At 70.4% G+C, this 23,486-nt stretch carries 21 protein-coding genes and 1 tRNA gene; 10 read left to right on the top strand and 12 right to left on the bottom strand.

Translation table 11 applies throughout. The features are described 5' to 3' along the window. Nucleotides 1-15: 15 nt before the first annotated feature. Nucleotides 16-369: a hypothetical protein gene (locus tag ACFPCY_RS23070; protein ID WP_378258336.1), complete on the bottom strand. Its 354-nt coding sequence runs from the start codon at nt 367-369 to the stop codon at nt 16-18. A gap of 15 nt (nt 370-384) precedes the next feature. After that, the gene (locus ACFPCY_RS23065) at nt 385-2,274 is read right to left on the bottom strand and encodes a DUF6801 domain-containing protein (protein WP_378258334.1); all 1,890 of its coding nucleotides are present in this window, start codon (nt 2,272-2,274) and stop codon (nt 385-387) included. A gap of 516 nt (nt 2,275-2,790) precedes the next feature. On the opposite strand from ACFPCY_RS23065, the gene ACFPCY_RS23060 reads away from it, so the two are divergent. Continuing rightward, the gene (locus tag ACFPCY_RS23060; RefSeq protein ID WP_378258332.1) at nt 2,791-4,011 is read left to right on the top strand and encodes an RsbRD N-terminal domain-containing protein; all 1,221 of its coding nucleotides are present in this window, start codon (nt 2,791-2,793) and stop codon (nt 4,009-4,011) included. 251 nt (nt 4,012-4,262) lie between these two features. Next, nucleotides 4,263-5,315 (top strand): hypothetical protein, encoded by a 1,053-nt coding sequence (locus tag ACFPCY_RS23055; RefSeq protein ID WP_378258330.1) that lies wholly within the window; start codon nt 4,263-4,265, stop codon nt 5,313-5,315. Nucleotides 5,316-5,359: 44 nt separating this feature from the next. Here ACFPCY_RS23055 and ACFPCY_RS23050 read toward each other — a convergent pair whose 3' ends face one another. Further along, nucleotides 5,360-6,577, bottom strand: coding sequence for a PucR family transcriptional regulator (locus ACFPCY_RS23050; protein WP_378258328.1), 1,218 nt, complete (start codon nt 6,575-6,577; stop codon nt 5,360-5,362). A 197-nt stretch (nt 6,578-6,774) separates the two neighbouring features. Here ACFPCY_RS23050 and ACFPCY_RS23045 point away from each other — a divergent pair. After that, nucleotides 6,775-6,849, top strand: a tRNA-Val gene (locus ACFPCY_RS23045). Between the two features lie 1,015 nt (nt 6,850-7,864). Here the strand turns inward: ACFPCY_RS23045 and ACFPCY_RS23040 are convergent. Together ACFPCY_RS23040 and ACFPCY_RS23035 are read right to left on the bottom strand one after the other, a co-directional pair. Continuing rightward, nucleotides 7,865-8,005, bottom strand: a complete 141-nt coding sequence (locus tag ACFPCY_RS23040; RefSeq protein ID WP_378258326.1) for a hypothetical protein — start codon at nt 8,003-8,005, stop codon at nt 7,865-7,867. A 61-nt stretch (nt 8,006-8,066) separates the two neighbouring features. Beyond that, nucleotides 8,067-8,201 carry a transposase gene (locus ACFPCY_RS23035; RefSeq protein ID WP_465251235.1) on the bottom strand — a complete coding sequence of 45 codons (135 nt, stop codon included), beginning with the start codon at nt 8,199-8,201 and terminating at the stop codon, nt 8,067-8,069. 309 nt (nt 8,202-8,510) lie between these two features. On the opposite strand from ACFPCY_RS23035, the gene ACFPCY_RS23030 reads away from it, so the two are divergent. Continuing rightward, nucleotides 8,511-9,230 (top strand): cytochrome P450 family protein, encoded by a 720-nt coding sequence (locus ACFPCY_RS23030; protein WP_378258322.1) that lies wholly within the window; start codon nt 8,511-8,513, stop codon nt 9,228-9,230. Between the two features lie 726 nt (nt 9,231-9,956). Further along, the gene (locus tag ACFPCY_RS23025; RefSeq protein WP_378258320.1) at nt 9,957-10,760 is read left to right on the top strand and encodes a maleylpyruvate isomerase N-terminal domain-containing protein; all 804 of its coding nucleotides are present in this window, start codon (nt 9,957-9,959) and stop codon (nt 10,758-10,760) included. 355 nt (nt 10,761-11,115) lie between these two features. Here ACFPCY_RS23025 and ACFPCY_RS23020 read toward each other — a convergent pair whose 3' ends face one another. Then, on the bottom strand, nt 11,116-11,994 hold the full coding sequence (locus ACFPCY_RS23020) for an IS5 family transposase (RefSeq protein ID WP_378258318.1): 879 nt from the start codon (nt 11,992-11,994) through the stop codon (nt 11,116-11,118). A 263-nt stretch (nt 11,995-12,257) separates the two neighbouring features. Between ACFPCY_RS23020 and ACFPCY_RS23015 the strand changes: the two genes are divergently transcribed. Further along, the gene (locus ACFPCY_RS23015; protein ID WP_378258317.1) at nt 12,258-13,655 is read left to right on the top strand and encodes a pentapeptide repeat-containing protein; all 1,398 of its coding nucleotides are present in this window, start codon (nt 12,258-12,260) and stop codon (nt 13,653-13,655) included. A 67-nt stretch (nt 13,656-13,722) separates the two neighbouring features. Then, complete coding sequence (locus ACFPCY_RS23010; RefSeq protein ID WP_378258315.1) at nt 13,723-14,088, top strand: transposase; 366 nt, start codon at nt 13,723-13,725, stop codon at nt 14,086-14,088. Between the two features lie 171 nt (nt 14,089-14,259). Here the strand turns inward: ACFPCY_RS23010 and ACFPCY_RS23005 are convergent, their stop codons facing one another. Then, complete coding sequence (locus ACFPCY_RS23005) at nt 14,260-14,517, bottom strand: hypothetical protein (RefSeq protein WP_378258314.1); 258 nt, start codon at nt 14,515-14,517, stop codon at nt 14,260-14,262. 128 nt (nt 14,518-14,645) lie between these two features. On the opposite strand from ACFPCY_RS23005, the gene ACFPCY_RS23000 reads away from it, so the two are divergent. Then, on the top strand, nt 14,646-15,389 hold the full coding sequence (locus ACFPCY_RS23000; RefSeq protein ID WP_378258313.1) for a hypothetical protein: 744 nt from the start codon (nt 14,646-14,648) through the stop codon (nt 15,387-15,389). Between the two features lie 66 nt (nt 15,390-15,455). Here the strand turns inward: ACFPCY_RS23000 and ACFPCY_RS22995 are convergent, their stop codons facing one another. Then, entirely contained in the window at nt 15,456-16,163 is a 708-nt protein-coding gene (locus ACFPCY_RS22995) for a hypothetical protein (protein ID WP_378258311.1), read from the bottom strand. A gap of 662 nt (nt 16,164-16,825) precedes the next feature. After that, a complete protein-coding gene (locus ACFPCY_RS22990) occupies nt 16,826-17,467 on the bottom strand; it encodes an IS3 family transposase (protein WP_378258309.1) in 642 nt (213 codons plus the stop codon). 30 nt (nt 17,468-17,497) lie between these two features. Here ACFPCY_RS22990 and ACFPCY_RS22985 point away from each other — a divergent pair, with 30 nt between their 5' ends. After that, complete coding sequence (locus tag ACFPCY_RS22985) at nt 17,498-18,019, top strand: transposase (protein WP_378258308.1); 522 nt, start codon at nt 17,498-17,500, stop codon at nt 18,017-18,019. A 319-nt stretch (nt 18,020-18,338) separates the two neighbouring features. Here the strand turns inward: ACFPCY_RS22985 and ACFPCY_RS22980 are convergent, their stop codons facing one another. The 3 genes from ACFPCY_RS22980 to ACFPCY_RS22970 form a co-directional block, all read right to left on the bottom strand. Further along, entirely contained in the window at nt 18,339-18,908 is a 570-nt protein-coding gene (locus ACFPCY_RS22980) for a methyltransferase family protein (protein ID WP_378258306.1), read from the bottom strand. A 490-nt stretch (nt 18,909-19,398) separates the two neighbouring features. Further along, complete coding sequence (locus tag ACFPCY_RS22975; RefSeq protein ID WP_378258305.1) at nt 19,399-21,042, bottom strand: CocE/NonD family hydrolase; 1,644 nt, start codon at nt 21,040-21,042, stop codon at nt 19,399-19,401. 120 nt (nt 21,043-21,162) lie between these two features. Continuing rightward, nucleotides 21,163-21,759 carry a dihydrofolate reductase family protein gene (locus tag ACFPCY_RS22970; protein WP_378258304.1) on the bottom strand — a complete coding sequence of 199 codons (597 nt, stop codon included), beginning with the start codon at nt 21,757-21,759 and terminating at the stop codon, nt 21,163-21,165. Between the two features lie 275 nt (nt 21,760-22,034). Between ACFPCY_RS22970 and ACFPCY_RS22965 the strand changes: the two genes are divergently transcribed. Beyond that, complete coding sequence (locus ACFPCY_RS22965) at nt 22,035-23,462, top strand: glycosyltransferase (RefSeq protein ID WP_378258302.1); 1,428 nt, start codon at nt 22,035-22,037, stop codon at nt 23,460-23,462. The last annotated feature ends 24 nt before the right edge of the window (nt 23,463-23,486 follow it).

Raw genomic sequence — 23,486 nt, 5'->3', positions numbered from 1 at the left:
TTCCGGGTTCCGCGCTCACTTGGTTCCAATACTTCTGAGCAGTTCGCCGGCGCATTTGCGAGCGGCCGCCGACTCCTTGTCGCTGAGCGGTCGCCCGCTCGGCGGAATCGGCCGGACGCCCGCCCGTTTCAGGCAGTCGTCCAGCTTCCGCTTCGCCTCGGCCGATTTCTTCACGGCGTCGGGCGCGGTCGTCACCTTGCTGGACGGGGCGGGCTTCCCGCTGGTCGAAGCGCTGGACGGAGCGGTCGCCGGTGCGGCGGACGGCTGCGTCGGCGAGGCGTCATCCTTGCTCCCGCCGCATGCCGCGGCACCGAAAAGAACTGCCGCGCCAAGGGCAGAGACGGCTACCCGCCGCATTCTGACGTTCACTTATGGCTCCCTTTTTCAGCGTTGCGGCTCGACCGGCGGGCATTCTTCGGACTCGACCTTGCAGATCGGCCCCTGCCGGATCTTCAGGAGGTTTCCGGGGCCGGAGATGGCATGGTTGAACAGCCGGTTCATGTCCTCACCGACACCGCACCCGGAGAAGGCCGGGATGGTGACCGTTCCGGTGAGGAGGCCGCCGTCGAGGATGTCCTTGAAATCGGCCGACTTCGCAGTCAGCGTGATCTTCATCGGGGTCCGGCTCCGGCAGCGCGGGCCGACGTCGACGACCGCGCCGTTCGCCTTCGCGTCGTAGATCCGCACCCGGACGGTCGCGGTGGCTGTGACGTCGTAGCCGTCGCCCTTGTAGGTGCCGTCCATCTCGCCGTCGCCGATCTGGTCGAGCTCCATCGTCGCGGTGGTCGGCATGAACCCGAACGTCAGCAGCGTCGTCTTCGACCGCGGCGGGCTCGCGAACCGGAACCGCGCCTTGATGTACTTCTGCTCCACGGTCTTGAACGCGACGTTCGCGAACACCGGATCCTGCTTGGGATCGTTGACGATCGCCGCGCCGTCCAGCTTGTTCACGTTGTTGAAGCCCGCCATGTACAGGCATCCGTGCGAGGACAGGTCGGCCGGCGCCCCCGGATAGACACCGCACCCGCTGGGCGGCCCCTTCCCGGTGTGCACGGTGATCGCGTTGGACGGCTGCGACACGTTCCCGGCCGCGTCCCGGGCTCGCACGGTGAACGTGTAGGTGCTGAGCGGCGTGAGTTCTTGCACCCACCCCCACGGCTGGTCGGTCGCGGGAGCAGTGGCCACGACCTTGCCGCCGCTGAGGATCTCGTATTCCGCCACGCCGACGTTGTCGGTGGACGCCGTCCATTCGAGCCGTGCCCACGTCCCGCCCACCAGGGGCTTGGGCGGATCCCCGTCCACGGGCACCCGCAGCCCCGTCGGCGCGGTCGGCGGAACCTTCTCGGGAATGTCCGCACCGATCTGCACCGTCGTCGGATCACTCGCCGCCGACGGGTTGTCGCCGAGATCCAGCGCCTTGACCGTGAAGTCGTGCGGTCCCGCCGCCAGGCCGTCGACTTCCACGAGCGTGTCGCCGTCGTACACGCTCGCGACCCGCTTCGTCCCGTCGTACACGTTGTAGCCCTTGACGCCGACGTCGTCGGTGGACGGCGTCCAGGCCAGCGTCGCGCTGGTCGGCGATTGGGCGACGACGGCCGGAGCGCCGGGCTTCGTCGGCGGCACCGTGTCGGACGCCACGACCTTGAACTGCGCGAGGACGTTCGACCCCCTCGTCTGCGTGCAGGCGACGTCGAAGTCCTTGCCGAGATCGGTGAGGCTGCCGTCCGCCTTCAGCAGGAGCGGCGTCAACGTCAGCGAGGTCAGCTCGATCCTGCCGTCGCCCGGATCGTCCGACTCGAAGCTCGGCGCGGTTCCGTTCGCCTGGACGCGGAAGCCGCCCCCCGGCGGGACCTTCGTCTTCACCATCGAGGCGGAGCTCTTGATGTGCACCTGCTGCGTCGGCAGGACGACCGTCGCCTTGGCCAGCGCGGTGCCCTCGATCGTCGCGGCGTCCTGGGCACGGAGCCCGGTCGTGGTCTTCGGGCTGACCGTGGCGACGGTGTCGAACCGGGTGTGGTCGCTGAAGTTGCTGCCCGCGACCACCACGCGCGGCACGTTCAGCTTGATCGTGACGTCCAGGTCCTGCTTGCCGATGAGGGGGTAGTCGCAGGTGAAGCCGAGCGTCACGCCGTCCGGCGCGGCGAGCTTGGGCCCCGGCGACTGCGCGGACGCCGGGTCGGGGCGGCCGGCGGACAGGACGGTCAGGAGCGCGCCCAGCAGGACGGCCGCGACGACGGCGGCTCGGGCGCGCCGGGGGGTGGGAGAAAGTCTCATCGCCGCCTTCCGTTCCGTCCGCGGGCATCCGCCCGTGGGCTGCCGGACACGATAGGAAGGCGAATTGCCGCTGCGTAATACCCGAAACAAGCATTTGACGTTCGATGAGCACATCCCCTCGGGGCGTTGTCATCGAGTGCTATCCAAAGGCTTTGTCCGCAGATGACAAAGATCGCCGGAACGTTGTCATCGGGCGCCAGAACGGCGTTCATATGCACGTCGGGAAACGGCCGGGAAGTTCGTGCGGGTGGCGGGACGGGTGGTTTCTGTGAGCGGGACGCACATTCGGAGCGGTCTGTTTGGCAGCCGTTGAGTATGGGATCGGCCACCGCTGTTCTAGCTTCGGGTCAGTCCCGGACCGCGGTGGGACGGCGCGCAGGGGTTCCCCGCTCGGCGCGTCCCGCCCCGTCCCGCGGTCCCGTGCCGCACTCGGCGCACCGGCTCGTTCCCACCCCCGCGGACCCCCGCGGAGGCGGGGCGGGAGGGGCCGGACGCCGACGGCGAGGAGGTTTACCGATGACGCAGACGCTCGACCACCAGGAGGGACGGATCCCGGCCGGGCCGGTGCCGCCGCTTCCGCGCGAGCTCGCCATCATGATGCGGCCGGAGCTGCCCGGCCTCACCGACGAGATCATCGCCGAGATCCGCCGGCACATCCCCGAGTACGCCGGGCCGATCGACAGCCCGTACGGCCAGGTGCTGCGCGCCAGCGTGGAGCGCCAGCTCTCGGTGTTCGTGGACCGCGTCGAGGGCGGCGCCGCCGGGCGCGCGGCGTCCGCCGACGAGGACGCGTGCCGGCGGCTCGGCGAGCTGGAGGCGCGCGAGGGGCGCAGCATGGAGTGCCTCCAGGCGGCGTTCCGGATCAGCGGCCAGACCGCGTGGCGGCGGATCATGAAGGTCGCGCCGAAGCACGAGGTGTCGCCCGCCGTCATGGCCCGGCTCGCGGACGCGGTGTTCGACCACATGGACCGGCTCGCCGCGCTCGCCCTGGACGGATACGTGCAGGCCAAGCGCAGTCCGGCGGCCGTCACCGAGGAGCGGCGGCGCCGGCTGCTGCGGCTGCTGCTGGACCGTCCGCCGGCGTCCCCGGCCGCGATCCGCGAGCTGGCGTCGGCCGCGGGCTGGACCGTCCCGCAGGAGGTCGTGCTGGTCGCGATCCAGCCGCGCGGACGGTGCGTGCGCGGCGCGCTGGACGGCGACGTCCTGACCGACCTGGACGATCCGGCCCCCCACCTGCTGTTCCCCGGCCCGGTGACGCCCGGGCGGCTGGCGATGCTGCGCGCCGCGATCCCCGAGCACCGGGCGGCGGTCGGGCTGCCGGTCGTGCCGTCCCGCGCGTCCGACTCGCTGCGCTGGGCGCGGCAGGCGCTCGCGCTCGCCGCCCGGGACGTCCTGACGGCCGGGCCGCTGGTGCAGTGCGAGGAGCACCTGTCCACGCTGTGGCTCCTGTCGGACGTCCAGCTTCTCGACCAGCTCGCGCGCCGCCAGCTCGCGCCGTTCAACGGGCTCACCCCCGCGCAGGCGGACCGGCTCACCGAGACGCTGCGGGAATGGCTGGTCACGCGCGGGACGGCGGCCGAGATCGCCGAGCGGCTGCACGTCCACCCGCAGACGGTGCGGTACCGGATGCGGCAGCTCGAACGCATCCTCGGCGACCGGCTGCGCGACCCCGACAGCCGCTTCGGTATCGAGGTGGTGCTGCGCGCGATGCGCTACCGCCGCCACCCGGCCGAGTGACCGCGACACGGCGACAGGGACGCCGCGCGCCTCGGTAGCGGCGACGGCGATGGCGGGCGACGCGCGTCCGGTGACAATTCGGGGCGCGCGCCGCAAAGGCTGTAAGCGGTTGGTTATAGAACGGCCGGTAACCGGTTGCCGCCGGTACGGCCGCGTGATCCCATCCAAGGCGTTCCCCGGCTTCGGACATCGGCCGGGACGCCCCGGAAGAACGGGCGAGACGCCTTCGGAGATTGGCGGAGAAAATGCGCGTGCCTCGAAGCGCCCGGGTCGCGGGACCCGTCCTGGTGATCGGACTCGGCACGGCCTGGATCGTCCCGGTCGCGGCGAGCCTGGACGGCGGCGGACGCCATCCGGGCTCCGGGCGGACGCCCATGGCCCGGTTCAGCGGCGTCGCCGAGCCGGTGTCCGACAGCCCGACGCCCACCCCGACGACGACGCCGTCCTCGACGCCGACCCGGTCGGAGAGCCCGACGCCGACGCCGACGACGTCCTCGCCCACCAAGACGCCGCCCTCGTCACCGCCGCCGTCGCATCCGCACTCGCCGGACCCGACCGGTCCCGCGTCCCCGCCGCACGGACGGCCCGCGCACCCGGCGCTGGCGGTGAGCGTGCAGGTGTCGTCCACGTCGGTCGCGGCGGGCGGTGTGCTGGTCGCGACCGTCCGGGTGACCGCGTCGGGCGCGACCGCCGAGAACACCGTCGTGCGGATCTCCGCGCCGGGCGTCTCGGTGTCGCCCTCGACGACGTCCCTCGGCGCGGTGCGCGGGCCGCGGAGCGCGATCACGCAGATCGTCGTGCCGTCGAACGCGTCGTCCGGGACGATCACCGTGACGGCGCGGGCCTCGGCGAGCTACGCGTCCTCGGCGTCCGGGTCGGCGTCGTTCACGGTCACCGGCTCCTCGTCGTCGGTGCCGCCCGGCTCGACGGGCAACCAGCCGACGCTGCCGTCCGGCACGCTGCCCACCGGGACGCTGCCGACGAACACGCCGCCGTCCGACTCGGTGGCCCTGCCCCAGGTGGCCGCCCCTCCGGTCGCGCCGCCGCAGATCGCGCCGGGCTCCCTCGCCCAGCCCGGCCCGGCGCTCGTGCTGCGCTCGTCCGCCACCGAGGACCACGGCGACCTGACGTCCGCCCAGGCCGCGTGGCTCGCCGCGCTGGCCTGCAGCTGCGGCCTCTCCCTCCTCAAGCTGCGGCTGACCCGCCGTGACGGGCGCTCCGGGCGCCGGGTCGGCCGCGTCCAGGTCACGGTCCCGGCGAAACCGGTCACCGTCACGCCCCGCCCGGCCCCCGCCGGAAGTTGACCGCTCCGCAACGTCCCGCCGGCCCCCGGCGGGACGTTCGCCTTTCACTCCGCTTCGTCGGGCGTCATCGCGAGCCAGGCCCGCAGCACCATGTGCAGCTCCAGCTGGACGGCCGGCTCGTGCAGCACGGGCCCGAACAGGTCCTCCAGCTTCCGCAGCCGGTACCGGACGGTCTGCGCGTGCAGGCTCAGCCGCGTCGCCACGACCGTCGCGTTGAACCGGCACTCGATCAGCGCCAGCAGCGTCTCGGCGAGCACCCGCCGCAGCGCGGGCCGGACCTTCCGCAACGGCGCGAGCCGCCGGTCGGCGACCAGCGCCACCAGGTCCCGCTCCCCCGTCATCACCAGCAGCGGCATGTGCTCGGTCGCGACGATCAGCTTGTCGTCGCCGATCACGCCCTCGGTCGCCAGCCCCAGCGCGCGCCGCGCCCACCGCAGCGACCGCGCGACCCGGTCCGTCCCGACCGCGGGGCCGACCGCCGCGACCCACCCGTCCAGGCCGGTCTCCAGCTGATGCCGCCGTCCGGGCCCCTCCGGGTCCGGCATGATCACGCACGGCTCCTCCAGGTGCAGGCCGACCAGCGCGTCCGGCGGCAGCGCGGGCCGGTGCGCCGGATCCCGACCGGACAGCGCCAGCGCGACCGCCGCGACGGTCTGCGGCAGCGCCCACCCGGCCCGTCCGGCCGCCTCCCGCAGCTCACCGGCGTCGGGCTCGTCCGTCAGCAGCAGGTCGATCAGCCTCCGGCGCCGCCCCTCCCGCTCCCCCTCCGCGCGCGCCTGGGCCTCCGCGTGCCCCTCTCCGACGACCTCCGCGATCCGGTCGGTGTAGGCGAAGACCTCCCGCGCGATGTACCCGACCTCGCTGACGTTCCCCCCGAGCCCGAGCTTCTCCGCCTGCTCGGTCAGCCGTCCGATCGCGATCCCCGCCCCGATCCGCACCGACGCCTGCCACACGTCGAGCGACCGCCCCTCCCGCGCCTCCCCCGCCCCCAGCTCCCGGAAGTACGCGAGCACCTCGTCCGACGAGACGTCCCGCTCCCCCATCAGATCGATGAAGTGCCCGATCAGCTCCTCGACGGCCTTGCTCACCGCCTGCCCGTACCGCGGATCGTGCGGCCGTCCGTACTGCGGGATCTCGCGCCGGATGCTCTCCGCCGCCTCCCCCGCGATGGCCGGCACGTAGGGCCGCAGCTCGTCCGCCGCGTCCGCCAGCCGCCGCCGCTGCTCGGCGGCGAGCCCGGAGAAGTCCACCAACCTGGACACGCCCATCACCTCCGACACGAGCCACGAACGCATCAGGGAACGACAAACCTACCCAAGCGTAACCTTCATCTCCCCCGGCCACACCCTGAATACCAGGACCAGCGTCCCGACTTTCAGACCACAGCGTCCGTGCGCGAACACCCCCGCACATGCGCTAGAGTTCTTCCTGCCGGGAACGCCGCAAGGCCGACCAGCACGGGCGATTAGCTCAGTGGGAGAGCGCTTCGTTCACACCGAAGAGGTCACTGGTTCGAACCCAGTATCGCCCACCAGAAGTACCAGCTCAGAGGCCGGTTCCTGAAGATCAGGAACCGGCCTTTGATCGTTTGTCCGCCATTCGTCCGCGAGACCGAACATCAGCGTCCGGCACCGTCCGTGCCCAGCAGAGGGTCCGGCGACCAGATGGAGGGCACTCCGCCCTGACAGCGCAGCCCCTCCTACAGCAGTCGAAGAGAGCAACCGCGACGGCTCAGTGCCATGGGGTGGGCACACCTCATCACCAGTGGGGCGGCCTGGCTGACGGCCGTCTCCCTCACGTCCCTCACGGAGGTCACTGAGGTGACCAAGCGATTGACGACTTGCGCCCTCGTCGTCGAGTTCACCTCGGAACTCGCATGGGTGGAGATCGTCGGTACAGAAGGCGGTGTACGGGCACCACTCAACGTCTCCGACCAAACAAGACACGTGGGGAGCCGCTTCGCGTGCAGGCCCATAAGCGCGGCAATCTCTTGGGCGCCGAGTCAGCCGATTCAGCTCGGGACCCGCTCAAGAGTGCTGTCTGCACGCTCAGCGATTGGCGCCGCAGGAGCTCGCCACCTGAGCCTGACGTTCCGCATCCCGTGGCTCCGAGCCCGGCTGGGCTGACCGCCCATCGGGCGGCCAGCCCACTATTCAGTCGGATCAGTGACCGGAGCTTGTTCCAGTAGCCGCTGGAGGTCCGCAGTGACGACACGGTAACTCACCCCGACACGAATGACCCTGTAGGGGAAACATCCGTCCTTCGCGAGTTGACAGGCGCGGGTTCGTCCGAGCCCGAGGGCGCGTGCAGCGGTCTCGATCGTGGTCGTGGGAGGCAGGGAGAGCAGTTCGTCACGAGTCATGGGTTGCATGGTCAGGCTCCCTTCGGTGTGGGCGACCGCCCCGGTTGATCATGACGGCTGACCTGGCCATTTGGCTTCCATCGAGGCAACCAGCCAGCCACACCCAGGAGTTTCAATGATGGTGTCAAGCCGCTCGCACCATGAGCGACGGGCTGGCTTGGAACTGGCGACCGTCGCGCAGGAGTGCTCAGATGACATCGACCAGGCGGCGCGCCAGAGCGATGAGCGCCTGGGTGTGCATCTTCCCTTCGCTGCGCTTGCTGTCATTAAAGTGGCGGGAGGGCCGTCCTTGACCTTGATCGAGGACAGGGGCGGTCATGTAGAACACTGCGCGCAGGCCCCGGTGGTAGCGCTGAGGTCGCTGCAAGTTGCCGGTGACGCGTCCGGAGTCACAGGGGGACGGGGGCCAGACCGGCGTAGGCGGCCAGTCGTCCGGAGTTGCCGAAGCCGGCCTTCAGGTCACCTCCGGTATCGGCCAGGAGCTGGGCGCTCAGCACAGCGCCGAACCCGTCAACCGAGGTTATGAACGCCGCGTGGGGGGCTGCTGACCCGCTGGGCGAGTTGCCTGGTGAGGTCTTTGATCTAGCGGTCCTGGTTCAGGAACTGGCCGGCAGCTCAGGCAGGACCATGGTCTGCTGACCGGCGCAGGCAGCGGCCTTCACGGGTGCCCCTTTCCCCCGACCGCCGACCCGCGCGCGTCGCTGTCCGTCCCCACCGGCAGCTCCCGCGTCGTCCCGATCGAGCTGCCGGCCCGGCCCGACGGGCAACCCGCCGACCTGGTCAAGCCGACCTCGTCGGCCTGGTACGTCACCGGCTACGACCTGGTCCGCCGCGTGCTGGGCGAGAGCGACACCTTCTCCCGCGAGCACGGCGACGACGTCCACCCCTACCTGAAGCTCAGCCCCCCTCATCATGGGCTGGGACGGCGACCACCACCGCGCCCTGCGCTCGCTGGTCGCCCGCGAGTTCACCCCCGCCGCATCGCCGAGCAGCGCCCCGCGCTCCAAGCGCTCACCGACCGGCTCCTCGACACGATGGTCGCCGACGGAGAACCCACCGACATCGTCGAGGCCCTGGCGATGCCGCTGCACGCCGTCGGCGAGGTCCTGCAAACCCCGGAGCAGGACCGCGGGCAGTTCCGCGCCTGGGGCGACATGTTCATCTCCACCGGCCCCAACCGCGCGTTCGAGGCCGAGACCGCGCTGCGGGAGATGACCGCCTACGTCGCCCGAGGTGCGAGCCTGTACCACCACCTGTGCGTCAATCCCGACGCGATCCCCGGCGCCATCCACGAGACGCTCCGCACCATCCCCAACGGCACCCTCGAGACGGCCCAGCCGCGCCGTGCGATGCGCACCGTCGAGCTGGACGGCGTCACCATCGCCGCCGGCGACATCGTCGTGCCCGCGAGCCCAAGCCGCTGCTGGTGTTCGGGCACGGCCCGCGCGTCTGCCTCTGCGAGTACCTGGCCGTCCTCGAACTCCAGATCGCCGTCGAGAAACTCACCACCCGCTTCCCGGCGCTGCGCCTGGCCGTCGCACCCGACGACGTGAAATGGAACGCGACGACCGTCCGCCGCTCGCTAGAACTGCCCGTCGCCTGGACCCCCGCGTCCAGCTAGACACCCGCGTCAGCGCGGACCAGACTGCCCCGGCCCCCGGCAAAACGGCATCCTGGGAGGCCGGGGCACAGGCCCCGCGAGTCGAACCGGGACGAGCGCAGCGTCACCGCACGCTCGAACCGGGGGCGCGGCTCGCGGGGCCACCATCCCAACGCCCCAACCGAACAGAACGCGAATTCGGTCGTCTTACGGGTTCTCTGCACCATTCGCCCATGATTGTTCTGGGCCCAGGCGACGTCCTGCCGCCCTCGGCTCCCGCGTCAGTGCGCCGGTCGACCGCTTTCCCGCGGCGGGCCTCCGATCGCCGCTGGGTGTAGCTCGAAGTCACACCCAGCGCAGTTCCACAGAGCCTCGCTATGCCTCGGCATGTCCTGCGCCCGTGGTCGCGAGGTTCATGGCGAGGTCGCGCAGTTCTTCAGCTCTCAGCACTTGGTTAAAGCCGGGGAGCGGCACGTGCAGGAACGTGGTCCACCGCTCAGGTATCGCGGCCTGGCCATAGATTGAGCCGGCGACGGCACCCTCAACGGCGTGCCCGATGAAACGAATCAGGGGATCATCGCCAAGTCACCTCTCAGACCGCTCCACAGATCACCGATGAGTTCGACTGGCACCCCGAGTCAGTCCCAGCACAACGAACCCACCGATAAGGGGCTATCCCATGGCCGAGCTGAACGCCGACCTCGCCCGACGCGCGATCGTCGAGCACACCCGACACCTGGCCGAATCAGCCGTCGCGGCCGGACCCGCCGCCGTCGTGCCGACAACCCCGGAGTGGAGCATCGCCGAGCTGGTCAAGCACGTGGGCCAGACTCAGAACTGGGTCGCGGAGATCGTCGAGCGGCGCATCACCGACCCCACCCAACTGCCCTCCGAGCTGGCCGAGTTCCCCACCGACCCCGGTCAGTGGCAGGCGTGGCTGACCGAATCCGCACGGCGGGTCGCGAACGCGTGCTCTGATGAGGCGCTGGTGGCTCCGGTGTTCAACGCCTCCGGGGACCAGCGGTCCGGGGGACGGTTCTGGATGTCCAGCATGCTCAACGAGGCGGTCGTCCACGGCTTCGACGCGGCCGCCGCGGCGGACCGGCCGACCGAGGTCGATCCCGAGGTCGCAGCCGCGCTCATCGGCAACCATTTCGCGATGCTGACCTCTCCCACGTGGGAGATTCAGCGGCCGAAGTCGGCCCACGCAATCCGGGGCACCGGGCAGACCCTGCAGTGGCTGGCCACCGACGCCACCGACGGCGCGAACGCCTGGCTCGTCGAAAGGCGGCCCGACGGGGCCAGGTGGCAGCCTGGAGTCCGGCAGGCCGATGTGACGGTGAGCGGCCCGGCGCAAGCGCTGCTGCTGACCCTGGTCCGGCGGCTCCCCCTCACCGACGGCCGAGCCCACAAGATCAACATCGACGGCGACACCGACCTGGCCCAGCACTGGCTCGACAACACCGCCCACGCCAGCAACTGACCGGCGCTCGAACTCACCGGCGACACCATGACTGTGACTGCCTCCAACGGCGACGACACCATCAACGTCCAGGACGGCGTGGCCGACTCCCTCGCCGACGCGCCAGCTACGCCAAACCTGCATCGCCGTGCTGAGTGGCCTCGCGCTGGGTGTGGAGACGCTGGAGAACGGCGAGGAGGTCGACTACGGCACTTCACCACCGGCCACGGCATCCACGAGCTGGCGTCATCGGCGATGGGCCGCAGCTACATGGTGTGACGGCTCCGGCGGCGGGACCAGTCCGCTGCCTGAGTAAGAGCCTGTGAACGAACTGATCGGTCAGGGTGGGAGGAGTGGGGTGATGCGGGCGAGGCGTTTACTCATCACCATGATCATGGCCCAGACCCATGGCCTCGTGGGGGGTGGGCAGGCGTTCGTAGTCGCGGACGCAGCGGCGTCTGCAGGTGATCCAGGCCAGGGTGCGTTCGACCACCCGGCGGCGGGGTAGCACCACGAACTGGTGGGTGTCGGCGGGGCGGCGCATGACCTGGATGGCCAGGCCCACGGCAGTGTTGGCCCAGGTCACCAGCTTGCCGGCGTAGGCGGTGTCGGCCCAGATCAGTGAGGTCTTGTCGAACCAGTCCCGGAGCCTGGTCAAGGTTAGGCGGGCACCGTCGCGGTCTTGCACCGACGCGGCGGTGACCACCACGACCAGCAGCAGCCCCAAGGTGTCGACCACGAGGTGGCGTTGGCGGCCGTTGACGTTCTTGCCCGCGTCGTAGCCGCGGGTGGCGGCCCCGACGGTCTCGGCCGCGCGTAGCGACTGGGAATCGATGATCCCGGCGGACGGGCCGATATCGCGGTCGGCGGCCACGCGGACCTGGTCGCGCAGGTCGCCGTGCAGCGCCAGGACCTCCCCGGCCCACCACCGGGCGAAGCAGGCGTACACGGTGCGCCAGGGCGGGAAGTCGGCGGGCAGCTTCCGCCACTTGATCCCGTTGTCGGCCACATAGAAGATCGCATCGACGATCTCGCGGCGGCAGTACTCCTCGGGACGGCCACCGTTGCCGTCCAGCCAACTCGGCCACGCCATCCGCGCACAGATCACCGCCCACTCGGCGTCGGTGGGGTCGCTGGTGTAGCGGTGGGTGGAACGCGTGCCGGTTCGGGCACCGTGCCCGAACCGGCACGCCACACACGCACAGACCGATCGGGCCGTCAGGGTGACAGCGGCGACCTCGGGAGCGTCCAACATGGACGGGCCTTTCTGGACGAAGAGGTGACACCTTCGTCGTAACCAGAAGGCCCGTCTCTGTGCCCGGAAACCACCCGAACCGGTCTACCCCACACCAAACCCACGATCAGTTTGTTCACAGGCTCTAAGTCCAAGCTCACGTGTCTAACGGAAGTGGCTCAACCCGCCACCGGCGCACGTTCACTGTCGCCGGGGGCCGCCACAGGAAAGAGTCCGGAGTCGGGGAAGGTGAACGCGGTCTGTTGCGGGCGCGTCTGACAGGCATGGGTGAGGCGACGCCGCAGCGCGCAGCAGACGACTCCGACCTCTCCGAGCGTGGCGGTGAGCTTGCGCGAGAGCGGGAGGCGGCGGCGGGGCTGTGGCCGATACGCCGTTCACTGACGGCCGCGGCGATCGCGGTCGTCCTCGGGCTGGCCACCCTGATCACGGCGGCGTTGGCTGCGCTGGGCTTCCCACAAGTGCAGCACGCTGACAGTCTTCCGCTCGCGCAACTGCTCGACGTGCTCAAGGTGATCCTCGGCACGGTCGCCGGCGTCGGAGCCCTGTTCGCGTTGGTGACCGCCTACCGGCGTCAACGGCTGGCCGAAGCCGCCCACATTCTCGCCGAAGCCACCCACACGCACACCCGCCAAGTCGATGCCGCCCAGCAAGCCCACCAAGAACGGCTGGCGCGCAACGCCGAACACGACACCGCCGAGCGCCGCATCACCGAGCTGTACAACGCGGCCGCCGAGCAACTGGGGTCCCCACAGGCCGTCGTGCGGCTCACCGCGCTGTACACCCTGGAGCGGCTGGCCAACAGCAACACCGGCCACCAGCAGACGATCGTGAACATCATCAGCTCCTATCTACGGATGCCCTACACGCCGCCAGCCGCACCTGATCCGGCCGCCCAACACCGCCAGGAACTTCACGTCCGTCTCACCGCCCAACGCATCCTTCGCGCCCACCTCACCCGGAACGCCGCGACCCGGTGGACAAGCATCGCCCTGGATCTGTCCGACGCCACTCTCACCGGCTTCGACCTGCGCGACTGTGCACTGGACAGCGCCGACTTCACCGGCGCGACCTTCCTCGGAGTCGCTCGGTTCGACCGCGCAACATTCGCTGAGACCATCTCCTTCGCCGACACGACGTTCCGAGACAGCGCTGTGTTTGTTCACGCCACCTTCAGCGGCATGGCCTCCTTCACCCACGCGAGCTTCGGTGGCGGCGCGGTGTTCGGCCGCGTGGTCTTTCAGGGCAGCGCCTTCTTCGAGAACGCGACGTTCACCGGCGACGCCGCCTTCGGCGACGCACGGTTCTGCGGCAGCGCCGTCTGTACCGGCGCGACCTTCAGAGCCGGCGCCGCCTTCACCCGCGCGAGGTTCGACGGCAGCGCGGTGTTCGGCCGTGCGGTGTTCAGCGGCAGTGCCCACTTCGACCGAGCGAGATTCAACGCCGCTGCCTTCTTTGATGACGCGACCTTCAGCGGTGGCGCCTTCTTCGGTGACACGACCTTCGGCGACGACGCCGTCTTCAGCAACGCCGAGTTCGCCGTCAGCCCCTCCTTGGACGGGGCACGCGTGGCCGACCGGTCACGACGGCTGCTGCTCCCCACCGGATGGCAGGTGCAGGCGGCGCAAGACACCGGGGGCCGACTGGTCAAGGACGACAGGTGAGCGGCGGGCACCGCGGGGCGTGCTCCGGTTTCGAGCGCGCTACCTAGGACGCAGCTCACCTACCGGGTTGGCCCTCCTAACCTTGGGGCTGCTGCTGGTCGTGGTGGTCACCGCCGCGTCGGTGCAAGACCGCGACGGTGCCCGCCTGGCCTTGACCAGGCTCCGGGACTGGTTCGACAAGACCTCACTGATCTGGGCCGACACCGCCTACGCCGGCAAGCTGGTGACCTGGGCCCACACTGCCCTGGGCCTGGCCATCCAGGTCATGCGCCGCCCCGCCGACACCCACCAGTTCGTGGTGCTACCCCGCCGCCGGGTGGTCGAACGCACCCTGGCCTGGATCACCTGCAGACGCCGCTGCGTCCGCGACTACGAACGCCTGCCCGCCCCCCACGAGGCCATGGGTCTGGGCCATGATCATGGTGATGAGTAAACGCCTCGCCCGCATCACCCCACTCCTCCCACCCTGACCGATCAGTTTGTTCACAGGCTCTAAGGGAGCCCGGCCGTCCCTCCTGGACGGTGACGGGTTCCCGCATGGTGGAAGGTCTGCTTCACATATGACGTTCACGCTCGTTCGCGCGATAAGGGACCTTATGTCAACCTAGGTTGACGTAACGGTGCTCAGCACCACGGCCGTGCCGACCAGGCTGTGCTTGACTCTCACGCGGGATTCGCTCCAAAAACTGGAGATCCGCAACCCCACGATGGCGTGGGCGCCGCGACCGGCCGCGTCCTGAGCGAGCTGGTCGAGCCCGCGCCCGATGTCGTCGACCTCATTGACCCAGGCGGGCCAGGCTTGCAGGACGGTGCCCGCGCTCGCAGCGATCGGGATGGTGTCGGTGGTGTAGATCGGGATCACTGGCGCATTATCCCGACTTGATATCCCTCGGTTACGGCTTGCCCCTGAGCTGCGCCCCTCTCGCGCGAGGATCGACTGCGCGATGGACTCTGCATCACGGCCATGATCACTTACGGCATGATTACGGCGTGCCTACTCGTGCGGATCTGTACCCGGTGCGGTTGCCGGGATATGACGGCGGCCCCCTCGTGCACCGCCCCGAGCTGCTCGACGACCGGTTGTTCTGGCTTGGGCATCTGGCCTCTTGGGCGCATGACGACCGGGTGGGTGCGTTGCTGTTCGGCGCCGATTACGAGGCGGCCGAAGACTTCTACGAGCGGGTCTGGGCATCGGCGGAGTGGCCCGCCTTCACGATCCCGCTGGCGGGCGGCGCCCGCTGGCACATCGTCTACCGCACCCTGCCGGGTGATTTCGGGATCGACTATCTCCTGCACCATCCTTCCTGGGAACGAGCCGAGTCCCTGGCCTCCGACGAGGGCCACTTCATGGGGCCCGCGCTGTCGTGGCCCGAGCTGGTGACCGCCGCTGACGGCTCTCCCCCCGGCGGCAGCACGTCCGATCCGGACGCGCGGCTGCTCCTTCTTCTGCCGGCGTTGGGCGACACGGCCGTGCCCGGCGATGATCCGTCAGCGGTGGCTCGGTTGGCGGAGGCGTTGCGGGTGCGCGCGTGCGTCGATGAACCGCTACGGCTTGCCACCGCACTCCTCGACGGGCAAGGCCTGTGGGGCCCGGTCCCCTGGACCACCACCCACGCCGGCGTCCGAGTGAACGCGGGCGGCTACTCCTACCGGAACCCCACCAACGAATTCGCCCTACCGCTCCCCCGCATGACCCGCGTCGCCGACACGCTCGCCCACAAGACGCCGAACTAATCCGCACCAGGGCGGGGGAATACCGGCAGCTCGCAAATCAGAGGTTCCCAGTGATCGCCCACGGCGTCAGAAGAGTGGATCGTCGCAGCACCCTTTGTCGGCTGCGGCAGCAGGATCTGCGGGCTCTGCGCGGACACGCGCGGCGAACCTGCGACGATGAGGATCGGCGCTGCTCGCCAGGATCGCACTTGCCCGCTCGTTCAGCGCCTCGCGCTGGGAGGTGAGCGAGGGGTCCTGCGCCAGTGGCAGAAGCGCCAAAGCGGCGGCTTCGCGTACTTGCACGTCGAGGTCGTCCAGGAGCAGCAGCACGGACGGGATCAGCGCGGGACGGATCGCGCGGACTTGCAGCGCTTCACGGCTCAGTGTGAATCCGTGACGGAGTGTGGCCGCTTCGGTTTCGTTACCGACATCGTTGAGGACGCTGGCCATGAGCAGTAGCAGCCCGGCCCGTAGCGGTATCGGCGAGTCAGTCCAGTGCGGGATGGTGGGCAGCGTCACCCGATCGGTGTCCGGATCGGTCAACAGTGCCGCGACTGTGATCAGCGCCGGGGCGGTTGCCTCCGCGATGGAGTTCTGATGGTTGATCGCCTCGCTCAGGTCATACAGCGCGCGGGACCTGACCGGTGCTGCACCGTGCCGGAGAGTGGTGAACAGCTCCGGGACGGTCGGGCAGCCCTGGGAGGGGCCGATCATGACCTTGAGATGCGCCCAGTCAATGTCGCCGATCAGCCGATCCAGGGGCGAAGGTCCGTTGGAAGCGTTCGCGGCGGCCACCCGGTGAGGATCCCGGCTGCTCGGCCAATCTGCAAGTCAGTATGCAGGGCGGCGTCCCCATCAAAGTGGTCCGCCGTCGCCTCGGCCACGCCTCCACCGAGACCACCTAGTTCTCCACGCTCCTCGCCGATAGCGAGAGCCGCGCCGCCCGCCGACGCCACGACCGTCGCTGACACCGCGATCCTCAGCTTGCTACGAATCGTGGGCTTTTTCTGCGTGGCCAGTCAGCAAGCAGGTGCTCTAGCGCAACGGCGGCAGCGTCAGGGGTCCTCGTTGTGGTCACGAGTTCAGCCCGATCGGCGTAGGCCGCGATTCCCGACCAAACCAGGTAACCGTGCTGACGTGTCCGGGAGACGAAAGCGGGTGCTATCTGTCCGCCGCCAGGCCTTGCCTGCCAGAAATCGGCGCTGTCACTCAGACAGAGCACCGCATGCGAGGTGAACGGATACAGCCTTGCCAGGCTCGTAAACCTGACCGCGCGCACAAGGCCGCCCAGAGTGGGCGGCACCCATGTTCGAGCGGGATCGGCACAGCCGAGGCCCTCCTGGTCAGCAGCGGTCACCAGTTCGTTCCACCAGGCGGCAAGATTCGAGGCCACGACGCTCATCATCCAACGAGTCCTGAGGTTCCCCCCGTAGCACGGCCATCTGGGGTGAGATGGGTCAGCCGGTGGCAGCCTGCCGGGCGTGGTGTTGGTCCTCGTAGGCGACCGGGCTGAGTATTCCGAGGCTGGAATGTCTTCTGAACGGGTTATACCAGCACTCGATCCATTCAAACACCGCCGCCGCCAGTCCCGCCCTTGTTGCCAATTTCTTGGTATCGAGGAGCTCGATCTGCAACGTTCCCCAGACCGATTCCATCATGGCATTGTCGTAGCAGTCGCCGATCGTGCCCATCGATCCGAGTAGCCTTGCGTCGCGGAGTCGTTTCCCGAACACGAACGAGGTGAATTGCGTTCCGTGATCGGAATGCAGGATGGTTGCGCCGGCGACCGGGTCACGACGGGCGACCGCTGCCGCCATCGCGTTCACCACCAGTTCGGTGTTCTGGCGGACGTCGATGGAATGCCCGATGATCCTTCGAGAAAAGCAGTCCAGCACGGCGGCGCAGTACAGTTTCCCGTCACCGGCAGGATGCTCGGTGATGTCGGTGCACCACAGCCGGTCGGGCGCGGTGGCGGTGAACGACCGCTGCACCAGATCCTCGGCCGTGGCGGTGTTGACCAGGTTGCGGCGCCCGCGCCGCCGGTGGATCCCCTGGATCCCGGCCTGGCGCATCAGCCGCTCGACCCGCTTGTGGTTCACCGGCTCACCTCGTCCGGCCACCAGCTCAGCGTGCACGCGCGTGCCACCGACCGCGGCGGCCGGCACGGGTACGACGGGGCCAAGAAGGTGCCCGGGATCAAGCGGCATCTGCTGACCGACACGCTCGGCATCGTGCTGGCGGCCTGCGTCAGCCCGGGAGATGTCAGCGACCGCGACGGGGCCAAAGTGCTGCTGGCCCGAAGCTGCGATCGCTTCCCGCGCCTGGGCCACCTGTGGGCCGACCAGGGCTATCGCGGGCAGGAGTTCATCGGATGGGTACGCGACCACCTCGACATCACCATCGAGATCGTGACGCGCCGAGATGGTGGCCGTCGCGGCACTTGGGCCAAGGCCGGGACACCACCCCCGCCGCCGGTTCCCCGGTTCGCTCTGGTGCAGCGCCGGTGGGTGATTGAGCGGACCTTCGCCTGGCTGGGCAAGTACCGACGCCTGTCCAAGGACTACGAGTACCTGGCCGCCACCTCCGAAAACCTCATCTACCTGGCGATGAGCATGACCTTGCTCCACCGCATCACCGGCACCCCGACCTGACCCTTCTCAAACACCCTCTAGCGCCCCCAACCGCCAGCGCACCGCGCACCCACCGCCCGTGCCCACGATGCCGACCTGACTCAGCCCCGCCCAAGCGGGTTCTGGGGCTGGGCGGGTCGTGGTTTCTCGGCAGGACTATCGTCATCCAGGCACCGGCCGACGGGATGGACGTCACGACTTTCAGCGGCGGTCGGACGCCCGGCGTTGCGGGTGCTCGTGCTGTGCGCGAGGACCTGAGCCGACTGGACGAGCATGGCAGCAGGTCACCAGGGTCATCAGCCCGAGGCCGAGCGCCCGGCCGAGGGCCGCGCCGACCTGGTCAGAACACGAAGGGGATGAGCCGCGCGGTGTGCTGCTGGTACTCACGGTAGGCGTCGCCGAAGGTATCGGTCAGCATTCGCTCCTCCGACCTGATCCGGTAGGAGTAGGCGAGGACCATGAGCGCGGTCACCACGATGAACGCGATCCAGTTGCCGACGCCGAGGCAGTACCCGGCCCACACCAGCAGGCTTCCCGCGTATCCCGGATGCCGGACGGCGCGGTAGGGGCCGTCCTGGACCACGCGCTGGTCATCGGTCACACGAAGCGTCCTGGTGTAGAACCTGCCGAGCGTTGCCATCCCCCACGCGCGCAGTGCCAGCCCGCAGACCACCACGGCGACGCCGATCCACTGGACCGCCACCGGAAGGGTGCCGATCCCGGCGCTGCCCAGCACGATGACCAGTACGACGGCGAGCACATAGGACAGGATCAGCAGCGGCGTGCTGCGCCGGTCGCTCTCGCCACCGTGCCAGTCCGCCGCGTCGGCATCGGCGCGGCGGCGGAGCAGGATCTCGTATCCGGCCCACACCAGGACGCCGGCGATCGCAAACCAGGTCGGCAGGTTCATACTTCGGGTTGTCTCCCCCACCTGCCTCTCTCATTCCCCCGACCCGCTAGGCCGCCTCAGTATTGGGGCTTCGTATGACGGCCGCCGGGATCGTGATCACCGCTGACCTGGTCCGCGACCTGCTGCGGGAGCAGCACCCCGACCTCGCGGGGCTGGCCGTCCGCGAGGTGGCGGGCGGCTGGGGCGACCAGATGTGGCGTCTCGGGGACGAGCCGGCGTGCAGCGCATGGATCCCATCCCGGAGCACCAGCTCGAAGAGCGGCGGTGGCTCCCCGAGCCGATCCCGCTGCCGAGGTCGTGCCGTCCGGGACGACGCTGTCGCGGCCCCGGCGTGGCAGGGCCCGCCAGTATGGGGGCACGGCGACCTCCACCCGGCGGACGTCGTCGTCTCGGGCGGAACGCTCGCGGGCATCGTCGAACCGCTGGGGTGCCGCGGGCCGGACAGCCCTTCACCGCGTCCTCGACGACGCCTGACCGCGCGCCTCTGGTGTCAGTTGGTCGTGGGGAGGACGAGGTGGGAGGTGGAAGCTATTCGGTAGGTGGTGGGGCGGAGGTCGGCGGAAGTGGCGTCCGGGGTTCCGGTGCCGGGGTTGCGGGCGAAGCGGGGGTGGGCGCCGCCGCTGACCTGGACGCGGAGGCGGTGGCCGGGGGCGAAACGGTGGGCGGTCGCGAGCAGGTCGACGGTGACGACGGTGTCCAGGGGGTCGTCCCCGGTCAGGCGGAGGATGCCGTCGCAGAGGTTGCGGGACCGGCCTCGGGGATCGACGTCGCACAGGCGGACGAACAGGTCGGCGTGCGGGTTGTCGCGGGTGACGGCGATCTGGGCGGTGACGGCGCCGCGCACGTCCAGGGGTGCGGTCAGGGGCGGGCCGGTGAAGACCAGGACGTCGGGGCGGGCCTCCAGGACGCGGTTGTCGCGGGCGCCGCCGCCCTGGAGCATGATCGCTCCGCCGACGGACGGGGTCGGGTCGGACGGGTCGTAGCGGAAGACCGCGGGATCGCCGGCCCGGTGCTCGGCGGAGAGCGCTCCAGCGGGGTCGAGGTACCAGCGTCGCCCGTCGGCCTGCGGGGGCCAGTCGGTCTCCTGCCAGCCGACACCTCCGCCCGTCCAGATGCGGGCCGAGTGGCCGCGCGGCGGGGACGTCAGGCAGCGGTCGAGCCAGTCCAGGCTCTCGGCGGTGACCGTGCCCGCCTTCATGACGGCCTGCTCGTGCGTCCACGGGCCGACGAGGAGGCGGGTCGGGACGCCGCGCGAGGACAGCACCTGGTACTGCTCGAGGGTCTGGGCCAGGAAGATGTCGTGCCAGCCGCCGACGAGCAGTGTCGGCACGCTGGTCCGGGTGAGCGCGTCGCCGCATTGCAGCGGCGTCCAGAACGGGTCGGTGGTGTCGGGGTGGTCCAGCCAGCTCTCGAACCAGGGGGCGCGGTCGCCGAGCAGGGCACGGGCGCCGGCGCGCAGCGGCGATCCGGCCACGGCCGCGGTCAGGCGGGCCGCGGGGCGGAGGGTCCGCAGGCCGTGCCGGATCCGGTTCGGGCTCTCCTGGCCGCCGACCATCTCGCTCCAGCCGAGGAAGTTGGCCAGGTCGAACGCCCCGTTCCGGTAGGCGGACCGGCTGAAGTCGTGCGGGCCGACCTGGACGACCGCGCCGAGCAGTTCCGGCGGCGGGTCGTCGCGCAGCAGCGCCCACTGGACGAACCCGAGGTAGCTGGCGCCGTAGGTGAGCAGCCGCCCGTCGAACCAGTCCTGCTCGCGCAGCCACGCCACGGTGTCGCGTCCGTCGGAGATCTCGTGCCGCATCGGCTCGAACTTCCCGCCGGACCCGAACGTGCCGCGGCAGCTCTGGAGCAGGACCTGGTGGCCGCGCTCGGCGAGGAGCTGCGCGTTCAGCACGCTGAAGGGCGCTTTGCGGCCGTAGGGGCAGCGCACCAGGACCGTCGCGGCGGGCCCGGCGGTGAGCGGCGTGTAGTGGTCGGCCAGCAGGACGGTCCCGTCCGACATCGGCACGCGGACCGCGCGCCGCACCTTCACCCGGGCACGGCGCGGCGGGAGCCGCCACGCCTTCTCCAAACCCCATCCCGCCAGCCGGGCCCCCGGCCCCAGCGGGCGCCCGCCGTCCACCACGATGGAAGTCATGTCACGCCTCGCTCGGCTCGGGGCACACGTCCCGGGTGACGGTGCGCCGTCCAGGGCACCGGCCCGCTGCGTCGATCTTCCTCTGGCCGGGGGCGCGCCGCCAGAGTCCGCGAAGGGAACCTAGCCTGCGGTCCGGAGCCGCGGTCCGGCTCCGGCGGGGATCTCGCCGTGCAGGTGCGGGATGTACACCAGCTTGTGGGTGCGGCCGTCCAGGACGGTCGACTCGACGAGTTCCAGGTCGAATTCCGCGCCGTCCCGGAACAGGGCCGCCCGGCCGGCGCGTCCGGAGACGGCGGGGAACATGAGGATCTCGAGCCGGTCGACCAGCCCGGCGGCGAGCAGCGCGCGGTTCAGCGAGACGCTGCCGTGCGAGCGCATCGGGACGTCGGTGGTGCGCTTCAGTCGCTCGACCGCCGTCACGGCGTCCTCGTTTAGGATCGTCGAGTTGTGCCATCCCGGTTCCTGGAGCGTGCTGGAGAACACGAGCTTCGGCAGTTCGGTCAGGCTGTCGAAGTAGGGCTCGTCGAACTTCCCCACGAACTCGCGGAACTGCCGGAACGTCGTCGCGCCGAACACCAGCACCTGATCCTGGGCGAAGGTTTGCACGCGGTCCTGGCGGACCTCCGGGCCCTCCTTGCCCCAGTAGCCCGGCCAGCCCTGGGCCATGCCGTAGCCGTCCAGGCTGCAGAAGTAGTCGACGGTGAAGGTCGCGCTCATGGGTGGTGCTCCCTGGTTCGGCGCCGCCCCCGTCGGGCGGCCTCACCACTTCCACGAACCCGGTCGCCGCGATCCGACACCGTCGACGGAAGAATTTCAGGGATGCATGCGCCGGGCCAGGCCGGGCGGCTGGCTGGCTGGCTGGCTGGCTGCGATGGCGAATTCTCCTCCCCACTTCAGTGTCTAGCGTGGACGGGGGCTTGCGGCAAGAGCCTGGTCAGCGGGGAGAATCGCTGCTCGCACGCCGAGAACCGGCGCGCGGAAGGGGGATCGGCATGCGGTTCCTGCTGTCGACGGTCGGTTCGCGCGGCGAGGCCCAGCCGGTGATCGCGCTGGCGGTGCGGCTGCGCGCGCTCGGGCACGACGCGGTGGTGTGCGCGCCGCCGGACTTCCAGGTCTGGGCGGAGTCGCTCGGGGTGGAGTACGTACCGGTGGGGCCGGAGGTGAAAGGGACGGCCAAGGCCGCCAGGGGGTCGGTCCCGACAGTGCAGGAGCGACGGCGGATGATCGAGGGGACGGTCGCCGAGCAGTTCCGGGCCGTCGGCGCAGCGGCGGCGGGCGGATGCGACGCCGTGGTCGGCGGCGGCGCGTTGGCGATCGCGGCCCACTCGGTCGCCGAGGCGCTGGGCGTTCCGTACGTGTACGCGGCGTTCGCGCCGATCACGCTGCCGTCCCCGCATCACGCGCCGCCGGTGTTCGGCATGCTCGGGCAGAGCCGTACGGACGGGCCGGTCGACGCCGCGGCGCTCTGGGCCGAGGACGAGCAGCGGTGGAACGCGCTGTGGCGGGATCCGCTGAACGCCCAGCGCGAGCGGCTTGGTCTCACGCCGGTTGAGGACGTGCGTTCGCACCTGTTCACCGGACGTCCGTGGCTCGCGGCCGATGCGACCCTGGCGCCCTGGCCCGACCCGCGCGACCTGCCCGACCCGCGCGACCTGCCCGACCTGCCCGACCCGCGCCACCTGCCCGAGCCGCGCGACCTGCCCGAGCCGCGCGACCTGCCCGAGCCGCGCGACCTACCCGACCCGCGCGACCTACCCGAGCCGCCCGGCCTGCCCGAGCCGCGCGACCTGCCCGCTGGGGCCAGCCCGAGCGACATGTCCGGTGCATCCGGGCTGGACGTTCTGCAGACGGGCGCATGGCTGCTTGACGACGACCGTCCGCTGGAGCCCGAGCTGGAGGCGTTCCTGGAGGCGGGCGAGCCGCCGGTCTACTTCGGGCTCGGCAGCACGCGCGCCCCGGACGGCATCGCCGCCACGATGCTCGAGGCGGCCCGCGCGCTCGGCCGCCGCGTTGTGGTCTCGCGCGGCTGGGCGGACCTGACCGACTTCTCCGACGCGTCCGACTGCCTCGGGATCGGCGAGGTCAACCAGCAGGCGCTGTTTCCCCGGGTGGCGGCCGTCGTGCACCACGGAGGCGCGGGGACGACCACCGTCGCCGCCGGCGCCGGGACGCCGCAGGTGGTGCTGCCGCAGATGTTCGACCAGCACTACTACGCGGAGCGCGTCCGCAGGCTGGGACTGGGCGCGTCCGTCCCGCCCGCCGCCGACCTGCGCGACGCCCTCGCCCGGGCGCTGGACGCCGCCCCGGCCGCCCGAGCCGTCGCACCGACGATCAGCCGCGACGGCGCCCAGACGGCGGCCGACCACCTGCTCGCCCGCGCCGCATCCGCACCGACGCCCGACGAGCGGGCCGGAAGCTAGGACGTCGGCGAAGACCCAGCCGAT

This window comes from Actinomadura gamaensis, assembly GCF_042652125.1.
GTDB lineage: Bacteria > Actinomycetota > Actinomycetes > Streptosporangiales > Streptosporangiaceae > Spirillospora > Spirillospora gamaensis.
Note: the sequence above shows the minus strand (reverse complement) of the source record. Positions and strands in the feature narration are given on the sequence as shown.

Bases quoted from the DNA above. Each gene is read 5' to 3' on its own strand.
- ACFPCY_RS23065 (WP_378258334.1), bottom strand. From the start codon at position 2,274: ATGAGACTTTCTCCCACCCCCCGGCGCGCCCGAGCCGCCGTCGTCGCG.
- ACFPCY_RS22965 (WP_378258302.1), top strand. From the start codon at position 22,035: ATGCGGTTCCTGCTGTCGACGGTCGGTTCGCGCGGCGAGGCCCAGCCG.
- ACFPCY_RS23015 (WP_378258317.1), top strand. From the start codon at position 12,258: ATGGGTGAGGCGACGCCGCAGCGCGCAGCAGACGACTCCGACCTCTCC.
- ACFPCY_RS22975 (WP_378258305.1), bottom strand. From the start codon at position 21,042: ATGACTTCCATCGTGGTGGACGGCGGGCGCCCGCTGGGGCCGGGGGCC.
- ACFPCY_RS22980 (WP_378258306.1), bottom strand. From the start codon at position 18,908: ATGAACCTGCCGACCTGGTTTGCGATCGCCGGCGTCCTGGTGTGGGCC.
- ACFPCY_RS23025 (WP_378258320.1), top strand. From the start codon at position 9,957: ATGGCCGAGCTGAACGCCGACCTCGCCCGACGCGCGATCGTCGAGCAC.
- ACFPCY_RS23020 (WP_378258318.1), bottom strand. From the start codon at position 11,994: ATGTTGGACGCTCCCGAGGTCGCCGCTGTCACCCTGACGGCCCGATCG.
- ACFPCY_RS23060 (WP_378258332.1), top strand. From the start codon at position 2,791: ATGACGCAGACGCTCGACCACCAGGAGGGACGGATCCCGGCCGGGCCG.
- ACFPCY_RS22970 (WP_378258304.1), bottom strand. From the start codon at position 21,759: ATGAGCGCGACCTTCACCGTCGACTACTTCTGCAGCCTGGACGGCTAC.